14 protein-coding genes are annotated in these 17,858 nt (G+C 74.2%); 4 read left to right on the top strand and 10 right to left on the bottom strand.

All coding sequences use genetic code 11. The annotated features are described in order from the left end of the window. Window positions 1-462: 462 nt before the first annotated feature. Window positions 463-1,467 (bottom strand): stage II sporulation protein M, encoded by a 1,005-nt coding sequence (locus tag P3T27_RS38825; protein ID WP_280686060.1) that lies wholly within the window; start codon window positions 1,465-1,467, stop codon window positions 463-465. Between the two features lie 283 nt (window positions 1,468-1,750). Here P3T27_RS38825 and P3T27_RS38820 point away from each other — a divergent pair, with 283 nt between their 5' ends. Continuing rightward, window positions 1,751-2,713: an RDD family protein gene (locus P3T27_RS38820; protein WP_280686059.1), complete on the top strand. Its 963-nt coding sequence runs from the start codon at window positions 1,751-1,753 to the stop codon at window positions 2,711-2,713. Between the two features lie 8 nt (window positions 2,714-2,721). Here P3T27_RS38820 and P3T27_RS38815 read toward each other — a convergent pair whose 3' ends face one another. Further along, window positions 2,722-3,357, bottom strand: coding sequence for a hypothetical protein (locus tag P3T27_RS38815; RefSeq protein WP_280686058.1), 636 nt, complete (start codon window positions 3,355-3,357; stop codon window positions 2,722-2,724). A gap of 119 nt (window positions 3,358-3,476) precedes the next feature. On the opposite strand from P3T27_RS38815, the gene P3T27_RS38810 reads away from it, so the two are divergent. Beyond that, a complete protein-coding gene (locus P3T27_RS38810) occupies window positions 3,477-3,989 on the top strand; it encodes a SigE family RNA polymerase sigma factor (protein WP_280686057.1) in 513 nt (170 codons plus the stop codon). Next, complete coding sequence (locus P3T27_RS38805) at window positions 3,986-5,017, top strand: hypothetical protein (protein ID WP_280686056.1); 1,032 nt, start codon at window positions 3,986-3,988, stop codon at window positions 5,015-5,017. Before P3T27_RS38810 ends, P3T27_RS38805 begins: the two co-directional genes overlap by 4 nt. Window positions 5,018-5,088: 71 nt before the next feature. Here P3T27_RS38805 and ahcY read toward each other — a convergent pair whose 3' ends face one another. The 6 genes from ahcY to P3T27_RS38775 all read right to left on the bottom strand — a co-directional run bounded on the left by ahcY (window position 5,089) and on the right by P3T27_RS38775 (window position 11,552). After that, window positions 5,089-6,537, bottom strand: a complete 1,449-nt coding sequence (gene ahcY, locus P3T27_RS38800) for an adenosylhomocysteinase (protein WP_280686055.1) — start codon at window positions 6,535-6,537, stop codon at window positions 5,089-5,091. Window positions 6,538-6,905: 368 nt separating this feature from the next. Further along, complete coding sequence (locus P3T27_RS38795; RefSeq protein WP_280686054.1) at window positions 6,906-7,883, bottom strand: cation diffusion facilitator family transporter; 978 nt, start codon at window positions 7,881-7,883, stop codon at window positions 6,906-6,908. A 118-nt stretch (window positions 7,884-8,001) separates the two neighbouring features. Further along, window positions 8,002-9,252, bottom strand: a complete 1,251-nt coding sequence (locus P3T27_RS38790) for an SIS domain-containing protein (RefSeq protein WP_280686053.1) — start codon at window positions 9,250-9,252, stop codon at window positions 8,002-8,004. A gap of 83 nt (window positions 9,253-9,335) precedes the next feature. After that, window positions 9,336-9,518, bottom strand: coding sequence for a Trm112 family protein (locus P3T27_RS38785; protein WP_280686052.1), 183 nt, complete (start codon window positions 9,516-9,518; stop codon window positions 9,336-9,338). A 105-nt stretch (window positions 9,519-9,623) separates the two neighbouring features. Beyond that, on the bottom strand, window positions 9,624-11,009 hold the full coding sequence (locus P3T27_RS38780) for a phosphomannomutase/phosphoglucomutase (protein WP_280686051.1): 1,386 nt from the start codon (window positions 11,007-11,009) through the stop codon (window positions 9,624-9,626). A gap of 177 nt (window positions 11,010-11,186) precedes the next feature. Then, a complete protein-coding gene (locus P3T27_RS38775) occupies window positions 11,187-11,552 on the bottom strand; it encodes a DUF3499 domain-containing protein (RefSeq protein WP_280686050.1) in 366 nt (121 codons plus the stop codon). A gap of 163 nt (window positions 11,553-11,715) precedes the next feature. Here P3T27_RS38775 and P3T27_RS38770 point away from each other — a divergent pair, with 163 nt between their 5' ends. After that, entirely contained in the window at window positions 11,716-12,168 is a 453-nt protein-coding gene (locus tag P3T27_RS38770; protein ID WP_280686049.1) for a metallopeptidase family protein, read from the top strand. Between the two features lie 54 nt (window positions 12,169-12,222). Here P3T27_RS38770 and P3T27_RS38765 read toward each other — a convergent pair whose 3' ends face one another. Beyond that, the gene (locus P3T27_RS38765) at window positions 12,223-13,923 is read right to left on the bottom strand and encodes a DUF5719 family protein (protein WP_280686048.1); all 1,701 of its coding nucleotides are present in this window, start codon (window positions 13,921-13,923) and stop codon (window positions 12,223-12,225) included. A gap of 6 nt (window positions 13,924-13,929) precedes the next feature. After that, on the bottom strand, window positions 13,930-17,814 hold the full coding sequence (locus P3T27_RS38760) for a glycosyltransferase family 2 protein (protein WP_280686047.1): 3,885 nt from the start codon (window positions 17,812-17,814) through the stop codon (window positions 13,930-13,932). Between the last annotated feature and the right edge of the window lie 44 nt (window positions 17,815-17,858).

Here is a 17,858-nt window from a genome sequence, read left to right as displayed (position 1 = left end):
TCCAACCCCAGAAGAATCTGAGGCCGGGGATGTCAACATATCTGGCGTTGACTTTTGGCACGCTGTTGAGTTCTCAAGGAACGGACACTTCCTTCAGGCTGCCTTCCAGCAGGCCCTCCGGGCGCTTCGTTCTTTCGTGTTTCCAGCTTATCAGATCCTCGCGGCCGTTCTTACCGGCTTCGTTTCTCCGAATTCCCGCTGGCGGGATTTCCTGCAAACTTCGCTCCGAAGCTTATCAAAGCTTTCGGTGTGCTCAGTCCGTGGGATTTGCTTCGTCAGAGGGCGCGCATTTCGTGAAACACGCCCACCTCGATTCGGCGGTGTCGTAGACACTAACGCCCGGGACGACCGTTGTCCAGTCGCTCCCAACCGTTCAAACCTACTAGCCCACCCCGACCACGTCAATGGTTTGGCTGAGATGCGAGAAGAGTAGCAGGTCAGAGGCGTGTGGATCACATCGCCTCAGGCCGCGACGGGCTGCAGGTCCGCCCGATCGGCGGCGTCCAGATCGCCGAGTTCTCCCGCCTCGGCGGCCTTCCGGCCCAACACCAGTGCGTAGAGGAGGAATGCCGTCTCCGCCAGCACGCCGATCGAGATGCGCGCCCAGGTGGGCAGGCCGGACGGAGTGACGAAGGCTTCCAGCACACCGGAGACGGCCAGCACCGTCGCGAGGCCGATGGCCATGCCGATGATGGAGCGGCCCTGTTCGGCCAGGGCCATTCCACGGGTCCGCGGGCCGGGGTCGACGACCGTCCAGCCGAGGCGCAGGCCGAGACCGCCGGCCACGAACACCGCGGTCAGCTCCAGCAGGCCGTGCGGGATGAGCAGGCCGAGGAAGACGTCGAGGCGCCCGGCGGAGGCCATCAGCCCGATGCCGACGCCGAGATTGACCACGTTGGTCCACATCACCCAGAGCACGGGGAGGCCCAGCGCGATCCCGAACAGCAGGCACTGCACGGCGACCCAGGCGTTGTTCGTCCAGACCTGCGCGGCGAACGAGCTCGCCGGACGGTCCGAGTAGTACGACTCGTACTGCCCGCCGGGGCGGGTCATCTCCTGCAGATGCTCCGGGGCGACGAGGCTGTTGCGGACCTCGGGGTGCGTGGCCATCCACCAGGCGAGCACCGCGGTGGCGAGCAGCGAGACGGCCGCGACCGGCAGCCACCAGCGGCGCGAGCGGTACAGCGCGGCCGGGAAGCTCACCGTGTAGTACCGGGCGACGTCGTGCCAGCCGCTGCTGCGCGAGCCGGTCACCGCACTGCGGGCCCGCGAGACCAGCCCGGTCAGCCGGCTCAGCAGGGCCGGGTCCGGCGCGGCGGCCTGGACCTTGGCCAGGTGGCCGGTGGCGCGCTGGTACAGGGTGACCAGTTCGTCGGCCTCCTCCCCGCTGAGCCGGCGCCGTCGGGCGAGGGCGTCCAGCCGTGCCCACTCCCCCTGGTGGGTGGCGACGAAGACGTCCAGGTCCATTCGGCGGCTCCATGGTCGGCGGTGGGCGCGAGGGGCCCGGGCGCGGGCGGCGGGTACGTACGGACACGCGCGGCCCAGCATGCCAGGAGCGGCGAGCGCCCCGGCCGCCGGGATCTCACTTCCCGTGCGGCCGCCGGGCGCCGTATGTTTGCGGCTGCGGATCGGACTGCGGAGAGCGGGTCGTGGGGGCCGGTCCGGGTGGTGTCCCTCCCCTCGACCGTGCCGCCCTCGGCGGCCTCCACTGGAGCCGTACGGGCTCCACGAGCGTGAACGGACAGGTGTCTTGAGCGACCTGGTGACGGGTGAGGCGGTCGTCCTCGACCTGCAGACGGCGAAGCTTCCGAGCCGGGCGCTGGCGATCGCGCTGGACCTGCTCGTGGAGTTCGCCGCCCTGCTGCTGGTCTCGCTCCTCCTGAGCGTCGCCCTGATCGGTCTGGACGGTGCCGCGCTGGCCGCCACCCTGCTCGGGCTGCTGGTGTTCTTCCTGGTGGCCGTGCCGGTGATGGTCGAGACCCTCAGCCACGGGCGCTCGCTCGGCAAGGCCGCGCTCGGCCTGCGGGTGGTGCGCACCGACGGTGGCCCCGTGCGGTTCCGGCACTCGCTGGTGCGCGGGCTGGTCGGCTTCATGGAGCTGGTCGCCCTGACCGGCGTGCCGGCGGTGATCACCTCGGCGGTGAACGTGGACGGCAGGCGGCTGGGCGACATCTTCGCCGGGACGGTGGTCGTCCGCGAGCGCACCCCGGGCGGCGGCACGGCGTCCCCGCTGCCGCCCGTGCACCCGCACCTGCTGCAGGCGATGGGCCGGGAGCTGGTCGCGATGGACCTGTCCGCGGTGCCGGAGTCGCTCTGGTTGGCGGTCCGCCAACTGCTCGGCCGCATAGGCCAGTTGGATCCGGCCGTGGCACTCCGGATGTCCGCCCGGCTGGCCGACGACCTGGCCGCCCGTACCGGCCACCCGGTGGCACCGGGGCTGCACCCGGCGGCGTATCTGGGCGCCGTGCTCACCGAGCGCCAGCGCCGGGAGTGGATGCGGGCCCAGGCGCAGCAGCGGATGACCGCCCCCGCAGCCCCCGCCCCCGCCCGGCAGGCCCCCGCACCCCAGCCGCCCACCGCGGACGGCCGGCCGCTTCGGGTCCTCGGCGTCCCGGCCGCGACCACCCCCACGACCCCGGCCCCGGCGCCCGCCGCCCCGTCCTTCGAGAAGCCCGCCCCCGCCCCGGGCACCGGCTTCGCCCCGCCCGCCTGAGACGTGTCCTAACTTCCGAACTCCACCGGCCAGGCGTTCGGCGGCGACGCCAGCTCCTCCAGCTCGATCCCGGCGGCCGCCAGCACCACGTCGCCCGACAGGTGCACGACCTGCTGCTCGCCGGTCTCCAGGTCCGCCACCTGGTACCGCTCGACCCGTAGCGGGCCCGAGTCGGTCTCGTGCGTGTCGACGCCCTCCAGCAGCCACCCCTGGTCGAAGGTGCGCGGCGCCAGCACCGGTTCGGTGAACGCGACCAGCCGCACCCGCGCGCTCGCCCCCTCCCGCAGCCGCAGCAGCCGGGCAGTGGCGACCAGGAAGGCCGGCGAACCGCCGGTGAACCCGTGCGCCCGGTCGTGGCCCTCCACGGCGTGCTCGCCGCCCGGGTCCGCCGCGTCGGTCCGGACCCAGGCCACGCCGTCCACCGCGCCGCCGCGCACCAGCCAGCCGCCGGCCCGCAGTTCCATCCGCAGCGGGCGGGCGCGCGAGTCCAGGGTGAGGTCGACGCCGCCGATCACCTGCCCGTCCGGCGCGTAGGTCTTGGAGACGTACCGCCAGCCGGCCGCCCCGGGGGCGCAGCTGAAGCGCTCCTCGCCGAGCAGCACGTGGTCATGGGTGTCGTGGAGCGAGTACCGGCCGTTGGGCATGCCCGAAAGCCTACGTGGACGATCTCCGGACCCGGCGTGCAACGTTCGGGGCGGGTGCCCGCATTAGGGAGGTGGACGGCGCGGCTGAGCGCCATCGCTACGAGGAACGGGGGGTGCAGATGGCGAAGCAGGCACACGACGCGGAATTCACCGAGTACGTGGCTTCCAGGGGCGGCTGGCTTCGGAAGGTCGCCTATCTGCTGTGCGGGGACTGGCATCGGGCCGACGACCTGGCCCAGGAGACCATCACCAAGCTCTACGTGCACTGGTCGAAGGCCAAACGGATGGAGAACGTGGACGGTTACGCCCGCAGGGTGTTGATCAACACGTTCCTGAGCGAGCAGCGCTCCCCCTGGTGGCGCCGCACGACCCGCACCGACACCGAGCCGGACATCGCCGCCGCGAGCGTCGATCTGGACGTCTCGATCGACCTGCGCCGCGCCCTTGCCACGCTGCCGCCCCGCCAGCGGGCCACCGTGGTGCTCCGCTACTACTGCGATCTGTCGATCGATCAGGCTGCCGAGGCGCTGGGCTGTTCGTCGGGCAACGTGAAGAGCCAGAGCTCACGCGCGCTGGTTGCCCTGCGCAGCACTCTCGCCTCCCGCCCCGCCGTCGCAGAGAGGACGTCATGACCACCACCGAGCACAGCGACCTGGCCGCCCGCCTGGTAGCCCTGGCCGACGAACCGGCGCCGCCGGCCGCGTTCGACGTCGCCACGTCCATCACCCGGGGACGGGCCCGCCTGCGCCGCCGGCAGCGGTTCACGGTCGGCGCGGTGGCCGCCGCGACGGCCCTCGTGATCGGCGCCACGCTGGTGCTGGAGCCCAGCCCCGCCGGAGCGCCCGCCGCACCCGCGGCCCCGGCCTCGGTCGCCCCGGCCCCCTCCACTCCCCCGGCCAAGACCGGTACCGGCGTCCTGGCCACCGAAGTCAAGTTCGGCTGGCTGCCCGACTGGGTGGACGGCGAGCGCGGCATCAGCTACTTGGGGAGCGTTACCAGTGCCAGTGAGGGGGGGATGGGCGGACGGAGCCTCATGCTCTCGCTCTTCCCCGCCGGGCCCGAGCCGGCCATCGACGTCGATCCGAAGCAGAAGCAGGAGAAGGTGCCGGCCCCCGACGTGAACGGCCGGACCGCGTACTGGCTGGTCCATCCGACCGCTCCCACCTTCGACAACTCATCCCGGCTCCTGCGCTGGCTGACCCCCTCCGGTCGGTGGGCGCAGCTCACAGGGTGGCGCGGCCGCTCCCAGGACGTCCCCGACGACGCGCTGCTTCGGGTCGCCGCCGGCGTCCAGGTCGGCAACTGGGACGTCCCGCTGCCGTTCTGGCTGGCCGGGCCTCCCAGCTCGGTCCGGCTGACCGGCGCCTCGTTGACCCGCCCCCAGGGCTCGCTGCCCTGGGGCGCCCAGGTCACGTTCTCGGCCGAGGACAAGAAGGTCCGGGTCTCGGTCGCCCCGGACCGGGCGATCCCTCCCGGGGAACCGGCGCAGGAGCCGTTCCAGGCGTTGTGCCGGGTTGACCAGGGGATCAAGGTCTGCGTGGGAGGGGCGGAAGGAAAACCGCCCGCGCTCGCCCAACTCGGCGGCCTGCAGGGCCTGCTGAACCTCGTGCACGTCACCGGCGCCGACGAGAGCAGCTGGACCACCGACGTCCTCCGCTGACCGCGCCCGTACGCCGGTGGCCGGCACCCCTGGGGTGGGGTGCCGGCCACCGGCGTCGGGGCGTCACCGCATCAGTAGCGGTACTGCTCCGCCTTGTACGGGCCCTCGACCGGAACGCCGATGTAGTCGGCCTGCTCCTGGGTCAGGGTGGTCAGCTTCACGCCGAGCGCGGCGAGGTGCAGGCGGGCGACCTTCTCGTCCAGGTGCTTGGGCAGCACGTAGACGCCGATCGGGTACTGCTCGGTCTTCGTGAACAGCTCGATCTGGGCGATCGTCTGGTTCGCGAAGGAGTTGGACATCACGAACGACGGGTGGCCGGTCGCGTTGCCCAGGTTCAGCAGGCGGCCCTCGGACAGCATGATGATGGTGTGGCCGTCGGCGAAGCGCCACTCGTGGACCTGCGGCTTGACCTCGGTCTTCACGATGCCGGGCAGCTTCGCCAGGCCCGCGATGTCGATCTCGTTGTCGAAGTGGCCGATGTTGCCGACGATCGCCTGGTGCTTCATCTTCTCCATGTGCGAGGCAAGGATGATGTCCTTGTTGCCCGTGGTGGTGATGAAGATGTCCGCGATCGAGACGACGTCCTCCAGGGTGGTGACCTGGTAGCCGTCCATCGCCGCCTGCAGCGCGCAGATCGGGTCGATCTCGGTGATGATCACGCGGGCGCCCTGGCCGCGCAGCGACTCGGCGCAGCCCTTGCCCACGTCGCCGTAGCCGCAGACGACGGCGACCTTGCCGCCGATCAGCACGTCGGTGGCGCGGTTGATGCCGTCGATCAGCGAGTGGCGGCAGCCGTACTTGTTGTCGAACTTCGACTTGGTGACGGCGTCGTTGACGTTGATCGCCGGGAACAGCAGGTTGCCGTCACGGTGCATCTCGTACAGGCGGTGGACACCGGTGGTGGTCTCCTCGGTCACGCCCTTGATGGTGGCGGCGACCTCGGTCCACTTGTTCGGGGTGTCCTTGAGGGTGCGGTTGAGCAGCTCCAGGATGATCCGGAACTCGTCGTTGTCCGCGGTGGACGGGTCCGGCGCGGCACCGGCCTTCTCGAACTCGACGCCCTTGTGGATCAGCAGGGTGGCGTCGCCGCCGTCGTCCAGGATCATGTTCGGGGTCTGGCCGTTCGGCCAGGTCAGCGCCTGCTCGGTGCACCACCAGTACTCGTCCAGGGTCTCGCCCTTCCAGGCGAAGACCGGCACGCCCTGCGGGTTCTCCGGGGTGCCCTCCGGGCCGACGGCGATGGCGGCGGCCGCGTGGTCCTGGGTGGAGAAGATGTTGCAGGAGCACCAGCGGACCTCGGCGCCCAGGGCGGTCAGGGTCTCGATCAGGACGGCGGTCTGCACGGTCATGTGCAGCGAGCCGGTGATGCGGGCGCCGGCCAGCGGCTGCGACTCGGCGTACTCGGCGCGGATCGACATCAGGCCGGGCATCTCGTGCTCGGCCAGCTGGATCTCCTTGCGGCCGAACGGCGCCAGGGAAAGGTCGGCGACCTTGAAGTCACCGGTGGTGTCGGTCGACATACGTCTGCTCCTCGCTGATGGGGTGGGCATGGCCAAGGTCCTGGTGTGCGGTCGCAGCGCGGCGGGGCCGTACGGGTGCACGGCTACGCCGGGGCGGCCGGATCCGTGGTGACGGACCGGTTCCCTGCTGCACAGCACAAACCGTCGGAGGACCTCTCTCCCTCGACCGGGGCACACCCTACGGGTGCGGACCGCCGATCGACCGCCATCAGCAGCGACGTTCTGGCTCTGGTGACGAATCTACACCGGCGGCCCCGCCGGCCGTCCGCCGATGAGTGTTTTCGGCCTCGGATCCGATCGGTCCTCAAGCCGGATCCCAGCCCGCCATCGGCCCGCCACCTGCCTGCCGCCGGGCCGCCGGCGGCCCGTCAGTGCGCGGTGTCGGGCCCGGGCCCGCCCGGGGTGGCCGCCGGGTCCTCGCCGGCGGCGGCCTTCTCGGCGCTGTAGACGTCGGGCTCCAGGTAGATCGCCCGCGCGATCGGGACGACCGCCCGCACCCGCGCCTCGGCGGCGTCGATCGCCTCCGCCACGCGGGCGGCGCTGTCCTGCGCGTTGACCGCGATCTTGGCGGCGACCAGCAGTTCCTCCGGGCCCAGGTGCAGGGTGCGCATGTGGATCACGCCGGTGACCGACTCGCCGTCCACCAGCGCCGCGCGGATCCGCCGCACCGACTCCCGGTCCGCGGACTCGCCGAGCAGCAGCGACTTGGTCTCCAGGGCGAGCACCACCGCGATGAGCACCAGCAGGACGCCGATGCACAGGGTGCCGACGCCGTCCCAGACGCCGTCGCCGGTGATCACCGTGAGCGAGACGCCGAGCAGCGCGAGCACCAGACCGATCAGCGCGCCGGTGTCCTCCAGCAGCACCACCGGCAGCTCCGGAGCCTTGGCGGTGCGGATGAACTGGACCCAGCCCTGGCCGCCCTTGGCCTTCGCCGACTCGCGCATCGCGGTCAGGAAGGACCAGCCCTCCATCACGATCGCGAAGACCAGCACGCCGACCGCCCAGCCCCAGGCGTCCAGCTTCTCCGGGTGGCTGACCTTGTGCCAGCCCTCGTAGATCGCGAACAGGCCGCCGACGCTGAAGAGGACGATCGCCACCAGAAAGCCGTAGATGTAGCGCTCGCGGCCGTACCCGAAGGGGTGCTCCTCGTCCGCCGCCCGGCGCGCCCGCCTGCCACCGATCAGCAGCAGCACCTGGTTGCCCGAGTCGGCGACCGAGTGCACGCCCTCGGCCAGCATCGACGAGGAGCCGGTGAAGGCGAAGGCGGTGAACTTGGCCGCCGCGATCGCCAGGTTCGCGGACAGCGCCGCAACCAGTGCCCTGGTGCCGCCTTCAGTACTCATGCTCGGGGTCCCTCCGCCGCAGTGGCCGGTCGCGCTGCTCTCGTCGAGCGCTTACCGTACCGGCCGTCGAGGTGGCCGAGGTATCGGCGCGAGCGGCCGGGGCCGTGTCCGCGCCGGCTCAGGACTGCGCGGCGGCGAGCCCGAGGTAGACGGCGGCGAAGTCGGTCAGCGCGAGCAGGTCGGCGAGCGCGTGCAGCGGGTCCGGCCGGGTGCTCGCGTACTCCGTCAGCCGGACCTCGTGGGCGGCGGCCAGCCGGTGCGCGCGGGTGACGCCGAAGCTGCGCGGGCCCGCGTCGTCCTCCGGCACCTCGGCCGGGGCGTCCGTCTCGTCGGGCGCACCGCCGGGCGCACCCGGGACGTGCCGCAGCAGCAGGACCTGCAGGTGCAGCGGATCCGGCTCGTCGACCCGGTCGCGGAAGAAGTCGTCCGGGTCCGCGCCCGCGCCCAACTGGCCGGTGAACATGCCGCGGTGGGCGGTGAGCACCTGCGGCAGCAGCCCCGCCAGCGCCGGGCGGCCGGCCCGTTCGGCGAGCTGGGCGGCGAAGCGGTCGGCGACCGCCCCGGCGATCGGGCCCTCCGCCCACAGCAGCGGAACCGTCCCGGCCAGCCGCGCGGCCAGGCCCTTCGCCGGGTTGGTGTACGCGGCGGCGTCGGGGCGGCAGCGGACGGCGGTCGCGTCCAGCAGGTCGGCGACGGCCGGCAGCGCGTCGTACGGCAGCTGGGTGATGCCGATCTTCTGGGCGAGCGCGAGCAGCGGGGTGAGGTGGGACCACAGCGCGGCCGGGTCCTCGGCGGGCAGGTCCGGTTCGGCGGACGGGCCGGCGGGCGCCTCGTCCTCGGACAGCACGGAGGCCACGTACGGCAGCGGCAGCGCGCGCACCTGCAGGGCGGCCTCGGCGAGCGGGCTGCCCGCCGGGGCGGTGACCACGATCGCGCAGCCGCGCGCGTAGGCCTGCTCGGCGAGGCTGACCAGGCCCGGTTCGCCGCCGTCGGCGGAGCTGACCACCAGCAGGTCGAGCGGGCCGGCCCAGCCGGGCAGCTGCCAGCCGAGCCCGGTGGTGAAGGCGGGCGGCGCACCCGCCCGGTCGGCACGCGGGGCGACCGCCTCGGTCGGCGGCAGCGGGGTGATCAGTGCGGCGTTGCCGGCCAGCGCGGCCAGGATCTCGCCCGCCGTCAGGGCGCTGCCGTGGCCGGCGACCAGGACGGCGCGCGGGCGGCCGTCCGGGCGCAGCCGGTCCAGACCGGCCGCGCCGGCCAGCCGCAGCGCGGTGCGGACCCGCGCGCCGGAGCCGGCCAGGGCCAGCAGGGCGCGGTCACGGTCGGCGCGCTGGAGGGCGGCCGGGTCGTCGAGCAGGGTGTCGTCGAGCATGCGGCGGGCCTCCGGCTGCTGTCCTGTGCGCGCTGGGCTGGCGGGGAGCGCTGGGCGGGGGGACGGTTCGTCCGCCCCAAGGATCAGGCCGGGCGGCGGGCCTCGTCCACCAGCAGGACCGGAATGCCGTCCCGGACCGGGTACGCGAGGCCGCAGTCCGCACCGGTGCAGACCAGCTCGGGCTGCTCCTCGGTCCCGCCCTCGGTGAGCGCGGCCCGGCACTGCGGGCAGACCAGGATCTCCAGCAGGAAGGATTCGAGCTTCATGGGTGTCGGGCTCCCGGTCTTGGGGGTGGGAAGGCTGGTCGGGATCGGCATGGCGGTGCCCCGGCCGATAGGCAACCCTACCGGCCGGGGCACTGGAGGCCTCGGTCAGGCGCGGACGACGGCGAGCACGCCGTCGCGCAGCTCGGCCATCTTCGCCGGGTCCTTGGCCTCGACGTTCAGGCGCAGCAGCGGCTCGGTGTTGGAGGCGCGCAGGTTGAACCACCAGTCCGGACCGGCCACGGTGAGGCCGTCCAGCTCGTCGACGGTGGTGCCCTCCAGGCCGGCGTAGGCGGCCCGGACGGCGGCGGTGCTGGCGGCCTGGTCGGCGACGGTGCTGTTGATCTCCCCGGAGGCGGCGTAGCGGTCGTACTCCGCGGTGAGCCCGGACAGGGTGCCGGACTGGCCGCCGAGCGCGGCCAGCACGTGCAGCGCGGCGAGCATGCCGGTGTCGGCGCGCCAGAAGTCGCGGAAGTAGTAGTGCGCGGAGTGCTCGCCGCCGAAGACGGCGTCGGTGACGGCCATCTCCTGCTTGATGAAGGAGTGGCCGACCCGGGTGCGCACCGGGGTGGCGCCGAGCTCGCGGACCACCTCGGGGACGGTCCAGGAGGTGATCAGGTTGTGGATGACGGTCGGCTCGGCCTCGCCGGCGGCCTTGGCGCGGGCGATCTCGCGGGCGGCGACCAGGGCGGTGATGGCGGACGGGGAGACCGGCTCGCCGCGCTCGTCGACGACGAAGCAGCGGTCGGCGTCGCCGTCGAAGGCCAGGCCGAGGTCGGCGCCGACCTCGCGGACCTTGGCCTGCAGGTCGACGATGTTCTTCGGGTCGAGCGGGTTGGCCTCGTGGTTGGGGAAGGTGCCGTCCAGCTCGAAGTACATCGGGACGAGGTCGATCGGCAGGCCGTCGAAGACGGTCGGCACGGTGTGGCCGCCCATACCGTTGCCCGCGTCCACGGCGACCTTGAGCGGGCGGATCGCGGTGAGGTCGACCAGGCCCAGCAGGTGGTCGGCGTAGCCGCGCAGGGTGTCCTGCTCGGACAGCGCGCCGGGCTTGACGTCCTTGGCCGGGACGGTGACGGTGTCGTCCTCGGCCGTCCAGGACTCGACCAGCTCGCGGATCTCGGAGAGGCCGGTGTCCTGGCCGACCGGGGCGGCGCCGGCCCGGCACAGCTTGATGCCGTTGTACTGGGCCGGGTTGTGGCTGGCGGTGAACATCGCGCCGGGCAGGTCGAGCTTGCCGCTGGCGTAGTAGAGCTGGTCGGTCGAGCAGAGGCCGATCTGGACCACGTCGGCGCCGTAGGCGGCGGCACCCTCGGCGAAGGCCCGGCTGAGCGACGGGGAGGAGGGCCGCATGTCGTGGCCGACGACGATCGCGGACGCGCCGGTGACCTGCACGAACGCGGCGCCGAAGGCCCGGGACAGGTGCTCGTCCCACTGGTCCGGGACGACTCCTCGGACGTCGTACGCCTTCACGAGCTGCTTGAGGTCGCGCACTGCGGCTCCACCCTGGTCTCTGTACTGATCGGTGTGCGTGTGATCGGCGGCTGGCCGCCCACGGTCACGATACGTCGGGGTCACCGCCCGTTCGGTCGACGGTCCGCGGTGACGGTAGACGGGCAGCGTACCCGGGTCGAACGAACGCCCGGTGCGGGCCGGGTGCGGGGTGCGGCGTCAGTTGTCCGGCGAGCGGAGGACGCGGAGGTGGCCGCGGCGGCCGCCCTCGGTGGACTCGCCCTCGGGCGCGCGGCCCTGACGGGGGGTCTGCGGGCGGGCGGCCTCGCGGACGGCGTTGGCGAGGGCCTCCAGGTCGTCGCTGCTGCGGCGCAGCGGCCCGGCCTCGGCGGCGAGCCGGACGACCTCCCAGCCGCGCGGGGCGGTGAGACGCTCGGCGTGCTCGGCGCACAGGTCGTAGCAGTGCGGCTCGGCGTAGGTGGCGAGCGGGCCCAGGACGGCGGTGGAGTCCGCGTAGACGTACGTCAGCGTCGCGACGGCCGGCCGGCCGCACGCGGTCCGCGAACAACGACGTACAGAGCTCACGAGGGTGGACGGTACCGCACTCCTCGCTGGGGAGCGAAGACCGCCTGTCCGGCGGGGGTGCCGTGTCGCGGTCGGCGCGCCGGTCCGCGCACCCGCCACCCCGGGCGTTTCCCCGTCGGAGTAGTCCACTTCCGACCGTCCAAGGACTACCCTCGGCAGTGATATGGACAGCTCTGCACCGCAGTCATCGACGGGACCCTCGCGCCGTCCCCGGCACCGCGACCGGCACGGCAGGGGGCTGCGCGGCCCGCTGGCGCCGCCCCAGGTGCCGATCTCGCTCACCCGCTCCGAACTGTTCGACGACTACGTGCGCGAGTCGGTGGAGCGTCTCGAACGGCGCTGGCCGCAGTTGATCGAGGTGGAGTTCGCCGTCCAGGAGGTGCCGCTGCGCGAACCGGACGCGGCCGACACCGAGGACGGTGTGCCGCTGGGGCGGGTGTCACCGGGCAAGCAGGGGCGCAAGAGCCAGATCGTGGTGTACCGGCGGCCGGTGGAGATCCGGGCGAAGACCCGGGAGGACCGCGCGGCGCTGGTCCACGAGATCCTGATCGAGCAGGTCGCGGAGCTGCTGGGGCTGTCTCCGGACGCCATCGACCCGCGCTACGACGAGGACTGAGCACGCGCACAGGGGCGGTACCCGGCGGACCCGGGTACCGCCCCTGGCGGCCGGTCAGCGCAGGACGACGCCCGGATCCTGGCCGGCCCGCGGGACCTTGACGGTGCTGCGGTCGTCGTGCAGCGCCTGGACGGTGAACATCGGCACGTCCTTGGTGGGCAGCGAGAGCATCCGGGCGGCCACCACCGGTCCGCCGGATACGGTCTCGACGGTGAGCGCGAAGCTCCCGTTCAGCCCGCCCGGCTCGGGCGCCGGGAGAGCGACCGTGCCGCCGGCCGGCAGCTCGACGTCCTTGCTCACCGGGGTGCCGCCGCCGGTGCCGGCCGAGGCGGTGACCCGCACGGTGGCGGCGTCGCCGGTGGAGGTCAGGAACAGCGTGGACGCGCCGGCCCGGTTGTCGGCGACGGTGGCGCGGGCGCCGACCGGGGCGCTGCCGGTGAGCCAGGCCGCGTCGCTCTTGCCGCCGCCCCCGGCCCGGTCGACGCGCAGGCCGGCCACGATCGGGGTGGGGTGCTTGTCGTCGGTGGGCGACAGCCGCAGCCCGGCGACCTCGTCGCGGGTGACCTTGCCGAGGTCCACGGCGGCCACCATGCCCGCCTTGATGTGGATCGACTCGTTGCCGGCCGGGGTGAACCAGCCGTTCTTGCCGGAGAGCTGGATCTTCAGGTCGGCGTCGTCCTCCGGCGGCGCCCAGACCACCAGGTGGGCGGCCGAGGTGTCGGCCGGCAGGCCGGGCAGCACCTGGGTGGGCGCCGGGTCGGCCGAGGCCGGGATCCAGTCGGCGCCCTTGCTCCCGTCGGCGGCGTGCAGGGCGGCGCCCACCCGCCCGCTGCGGGCGACCACGTGCACGGCGAGGTCGGTGACCGCGCCCTTGCTGATGGTCGGCAGCAGCACGGACTGGGAGCTGCCGGGGGCGACGGTGATGCCGTTGGCGGCGTCGTTCTCGATCAGGCCCTTGTCGCCGTACAGCTTGATATCGACGACGGCGGCGGAGGACTCGGTGTTCACCAGGCTGACGTAGTCGACCCGGTCACCGGCCGTGCTGGCCCCGGCGAACCAGAAGCTGGTCCCGGCGGGGGTGCAGGTGAGGCCGGACAGGCCGAGTCCGCGCTGCTCGGTGACCACGGTGGTCTGGGTGACGGTGAAGCCGGGGGCGAGGGCGCCGGTGGCCACGGCCCCGGTGCCGGGGGCGGTGTCGCCGTTGGCGGCCGGGCCGGTGACCGGGGTGCCGGGCTTGGCCAGGGTCAGCCGGGCGTCGGCGGGCGCACCGCCCTTGTCCGGGGCGGCCGGGGCGGCCGGGGCGCCCGAACCGGACGGTGCCGGGGTGGCCGGGGCCGAGGGGGCCGCGGTCGGCGGGGTCGCGGGCGCGGCGGCGTCGGAGAGCCAGCCGGCCCCGCCGGTGGCACCGCCCGTCCCGGGCGGGGTGTAGGCGGTGAACGCGGTCGAGCCGGTCAGACCCTGGAGCGGCTGCGGGCAGACCGCCGCCGTCCGCTCGACCTGCGCGGTGGTCGGGGCTCCGGCGTCCGCCTTGGCCGGGGCGGCCGGCGGGCGCGCCTCGGCGACCCCGAACACCGCCGCGAGCACGACGGCCGCGGCCAGCAGGGACGGCGTGGTCCTGGTGCCCCCGGACCTCCCGGCCGGGCGGCCGGGCGCCGCGGGCTCCGGCGCCTCCGCCGGGGCGTGCCCGGACTGCTCGGCCTCGGCGGGCTCGACGGCCTCGGCCACGGACTTCTTCCTGAAAGCGGGCTTCTTCATCGCGGGTCAGCTCCCCGATCCGTGCTGGTGCGGGTACCGGCCCGTGCCATGGGGGTCGTTCGGGTCGTTGGGGTCGTTCAGGTCGTAGTAGGGCTCGGCCTGCGGCTGCCCCGGCACCCACGGCTGCTGGTGCCCCGCCTGCTGGTAGGGGTCGTAGCCGTACTGCTGCTCCGGCGGGTACGGCTGCTCGTAGCCCTGCTGCGGGTACGCCTGCTGCTGGTAACCGCCCCCGGCCTCCGACCCGGGGTGGCCCCACTCGCCCTGGCCGCCGTAGGACGCGGCCGCCGGCTGCTGGGCCGCGTACTGGTCGTAGCTGTACGGGTCGGCCTGCTGGTACGTCTGGTACGGGTCGGCGTACGGCTCGGCCTCCTGGACGGCGGCGGCCGCCTGGACCGCCTCGGCCACCGGCTCGCCGGCCGGCTGCTGCGGGATCGCTCCCGGCGGGCCGTCGTACACCCCGCCGTCCTCGGCGCCGCCCTCGCCGCGCTCGGCCATCCGGCGGGCCCGGCGGCTGCCGGGGGCGGGCGCCTGCGCCTGGGCCGCGGCGGCCAGCGCGGCGGCGGCCACCACCTCCTCGGGCAGGTCGTCGTCCTTGTGGCTGCGGCGGCCGGGCAGGGCCAGCACCAGGATGGTCAGGCCGAGCACCACCTGGGCCCAGATCCAGCCGGTGTGCGCGAAGCCGTCCTCCCGGGTGACGGCCAGCTTGCCGCCGCCGGCCGGGAGCTTGAAGCCCTGCGCCCAGCCGTCGACCGTGACAGCCTCCAGCGCGGTGCCGTCCAGGGTGGCCTTCCACGCGGGGGCCGCGGACTCGGCGAGCCGCAGCACCCGGCCGTCCGGGCCGGCCGGGACGGTGGCGGTGAGGTCGCGGGCCCCGGACGGGACGACCACCGGGGCGGCGCCCGGGGTGGTGATCACCGCGCGGACCGCGGGGGCGCCGTTGACCTGCCAGAGCGCGGAGTCGCCGTCCTGGTTGGCCTTGACCAGGCCGGGGGTGGTGTCCAGGACGTCCTTGTAGGTGCCGATCACCGGCTGCTCGACCAGCACGTAGGCGATGCCGAAGCCGGACAGCGCGCCGGCCTGGTCGGCGCCGGAGCCGGCCAGCAGGCTGCCGACCATCGTGTTCAGGCGGTCCTGGGTGCCGGTCGCCGGGTCGACGGTGGACTCGGCCTGGCCGAGCGTCAGACCCGCGCCGCGGACCACGGTGTAGCGGACCGCGCCGCCGCCCGGGTCACCGGTCACGACCAGGGTGCGGGACCGGTCGGTGGTGCCGGCCTCCTCGGCGATGAACGCGGGCACCTGGCCGGCCGGGGCCCGGTGCAGCGGCCCGCCGGCGCCGGTCAGCGCCCACCACAGGCCGGTGCCCAGCGGGGCCAGTACCGCGGCGGCCACCACCAGCGCGGCCACCGGCTGGCGCCAGCCGAAGGCGATCCCGGCCACCCGGGCGTTGGCGCCGTCGGCGCCGATCGCGGCGGCCGCCAGCAGGGCGATCCCGGCGATCAGGGAGGCCGGGCCGGCCCAGGCGGGCACCATCGGACCGCCGGAGGCCGGGGTGACGGAGGTGCCCGCCACCGCGACCGCGAAGACCAGGCCGGCGCCGGCCGCCCCCCAGGCCGCCAGCACCGCGCGGCGGCGGTCGGCGCGCAGCAGCGCGGCGAGCGCGGCGAGCACCACGCCGGCCGACAGCCACACCGGCGGCACCCCGGCGCCGCCCGGGTTGACCAGCAGCAGGCCGACCGCGCTCGCACCGGTGCCGTGCAGGCCGGGCAGGCCGGCCTCCAGCAGCAGCCACTGCGGGTTCGACAGCACCTTCAGCGACCACGGCGCCAGCACCAGGACCGGCACCGCGAGGATCACCAGGACGCGCAGGCCGAGCAGGCGCAGCGCGGCGCCGCCGGAGCCGAAGGCGCCGCCGCGCACGACCGCGACGACCAGCATCGCCAGGCAGAGCGGCAACGCGAGCGCCCAGGTCAACGGCACGAAGGAGGTGGCCAGGGTGAGCAGCAGGACGGTCATCCAGACCGGCCGCCACCCCGGGCGGGCACCCTTGGCGGCGCTCTCGTCGCGGATGCCGAGGCCGGCCGCGATCGCGGCGGCGCGGGCCAGCGGCGGCAGCAGCACGGCGAGGACGGCGGTGCCGATCCGGCCCTGGGCGAGCGCGCCGGTGGCGGCGGGCAGCAGCGCGTAGGCGGCGCTGGCCCAGGCGCGGACCAGCTTGGAGTCCAGCAGCGGCCGGGACACCAGGTAGGCGCTGACCGCGGACAGCGGCACGGTGAGCACGATCAGCAGGGTGAGTGCGAGGTCGGCGTGGCCGAACAGCACCCAGGACAGCACCGCGAGCACGCCGAGGTACGGCGGCGCGGCGGCGGTGGAGCCGGTGCCGACCGGGTGCCAGGCGTCCGCGTACATCGACCAGAGGCCGCCGGCGCCGTCGGCGGTCGGCAGCAGGGCGCCGCCGAACAGCTCGCCGCCGCCGAGCAGGCCGCGGCAGGCGATCAGGGCGAACACCAGCAGGGCCGCGAACAGCACCGGCGCCGGGCGCCGGGCCAGCTTCTTGATCAGCGTGAACTGCTCGACGACCAGGTCCTCGGCGTCCTCGTCGCCCGGCCCGGCCTCGACCGAGCCGTGCCGGCCGCCGGAGTCGTCCCCGCCCCCTATGCCGAGCGAGCCGATGACGCCCTCGACGGCCAGGCGGGCGGTGGCGCCGGGCGCCGGGAAGAGCGTGCGGTCGTCCAGGGCGTCGGCGGCCCGGGTGCGGGCGCGGCGCTTGCGCGCGGCCAGCAGCCGGGGGAAGCGGACGAGTTCGTGGCCCAGGCCGGCGAGTTCGTCGAAGGCCTGCCGCGGGTCCTTGCCGAGCAGGTTGGTGACGGCCCGCAGCAGCGTGCCGAGCACCAGCCGCAGCAGGACGTAGGGGAAGAGCGCGCCCTTGCAGTTGGCGAGCAGGGTGTAGACGGCGCCGGACTTGTCCCCCCGGTGCGGGTGGGCGGGGCCGCAGTCGATGGCGCGGCGCTCGCGGCTGGCCGCCTCGGCGTGCCGCAGCACGGCGTCGGGGGCGACCACCACGCGGTGGCCGGCGGCGTTGACCCGCCAGCAGAAGTCGGTGTCGTCGCGCATCAGCGGCAGCGCCTTGTCGAAGCCGCCGAGCTCCTCGAAGACGTCGCGGCGCACCAGCATGCCGGCGCTGGAGACGGCGAGCACCGGGCGGACCTGGTCGTGCTGGCCCTGGTCCTGCTCGCGGCGGTCCAGGCCGGTCCACCGGCGACCGGAGCGGGCGATGGTGACGCCGACCTCCAGCAGCTGGCGGCGGTCGTACCAGCTGCGCAGCTTGGGGCCGACCACGGCGGCACTGGGGGTGGAGTCGGCGACCTGGAGCAGTCGGCGCAGCGCGTCGGTCTGCGGCTCGCAGTCGTCGTGCAGCAGCCAGAGCCACTCGACGGGCTGGGTCTCGCGCGGGCCGCCGCGGCCGAGGTCGTCCTCCTGGGCGAGCGGGTCGCCGAAGTCGTCCCAGCCGCCGGTGACCGGGTCGTAGCCGGAGGGGTCGAGCCGGTACGGGAGGTCCTCCGGGCGCAGCGGCGGGCTGTTGAAGACGGCCTCGGCGACGGCGGTGCCGAAGCCGGCCCGGCGGCCGAGGATCAGCGGGCCGCTCTCGGGCATCCCGTCGGCGAGGCCGAAGTCGGCGAGCGCGTCGGCGAGCAGCTGCGGGGAGTTGTCGGTGGAGCCGGTGTCGACCGCGAGCACCCGCTGGACCTGGCGGTCCTGGCCGAGCAGGCCGGCGAGGGCCTGCGGCAGCCAGCGGGCGCCGTCGTGCGAGACGATCACCGCGGTGACCAGGTGGCGCGGATAGGCGGGCGGCCTGGCAGCGGTGAAGCCGCTCTGGTGGCTGTAGACGGTCATCGAGTGCGCGGGCCCCAGTTCTCGGTGGACACAGCCGGTGAACG

It is taken from the genome of Kitasatospora sp. MAA19, from assembly GCF_029894125.1.
GTDB lineage: Bacteria > Actinomycetota > Actinomycetes > Streptomycetales > Streptomycetaceae > Kitasatospora.
Note: the sequence above shows the minus strand (reverse complement) of the source record. Positions and strands in the feature narration are given on the sequence as shown.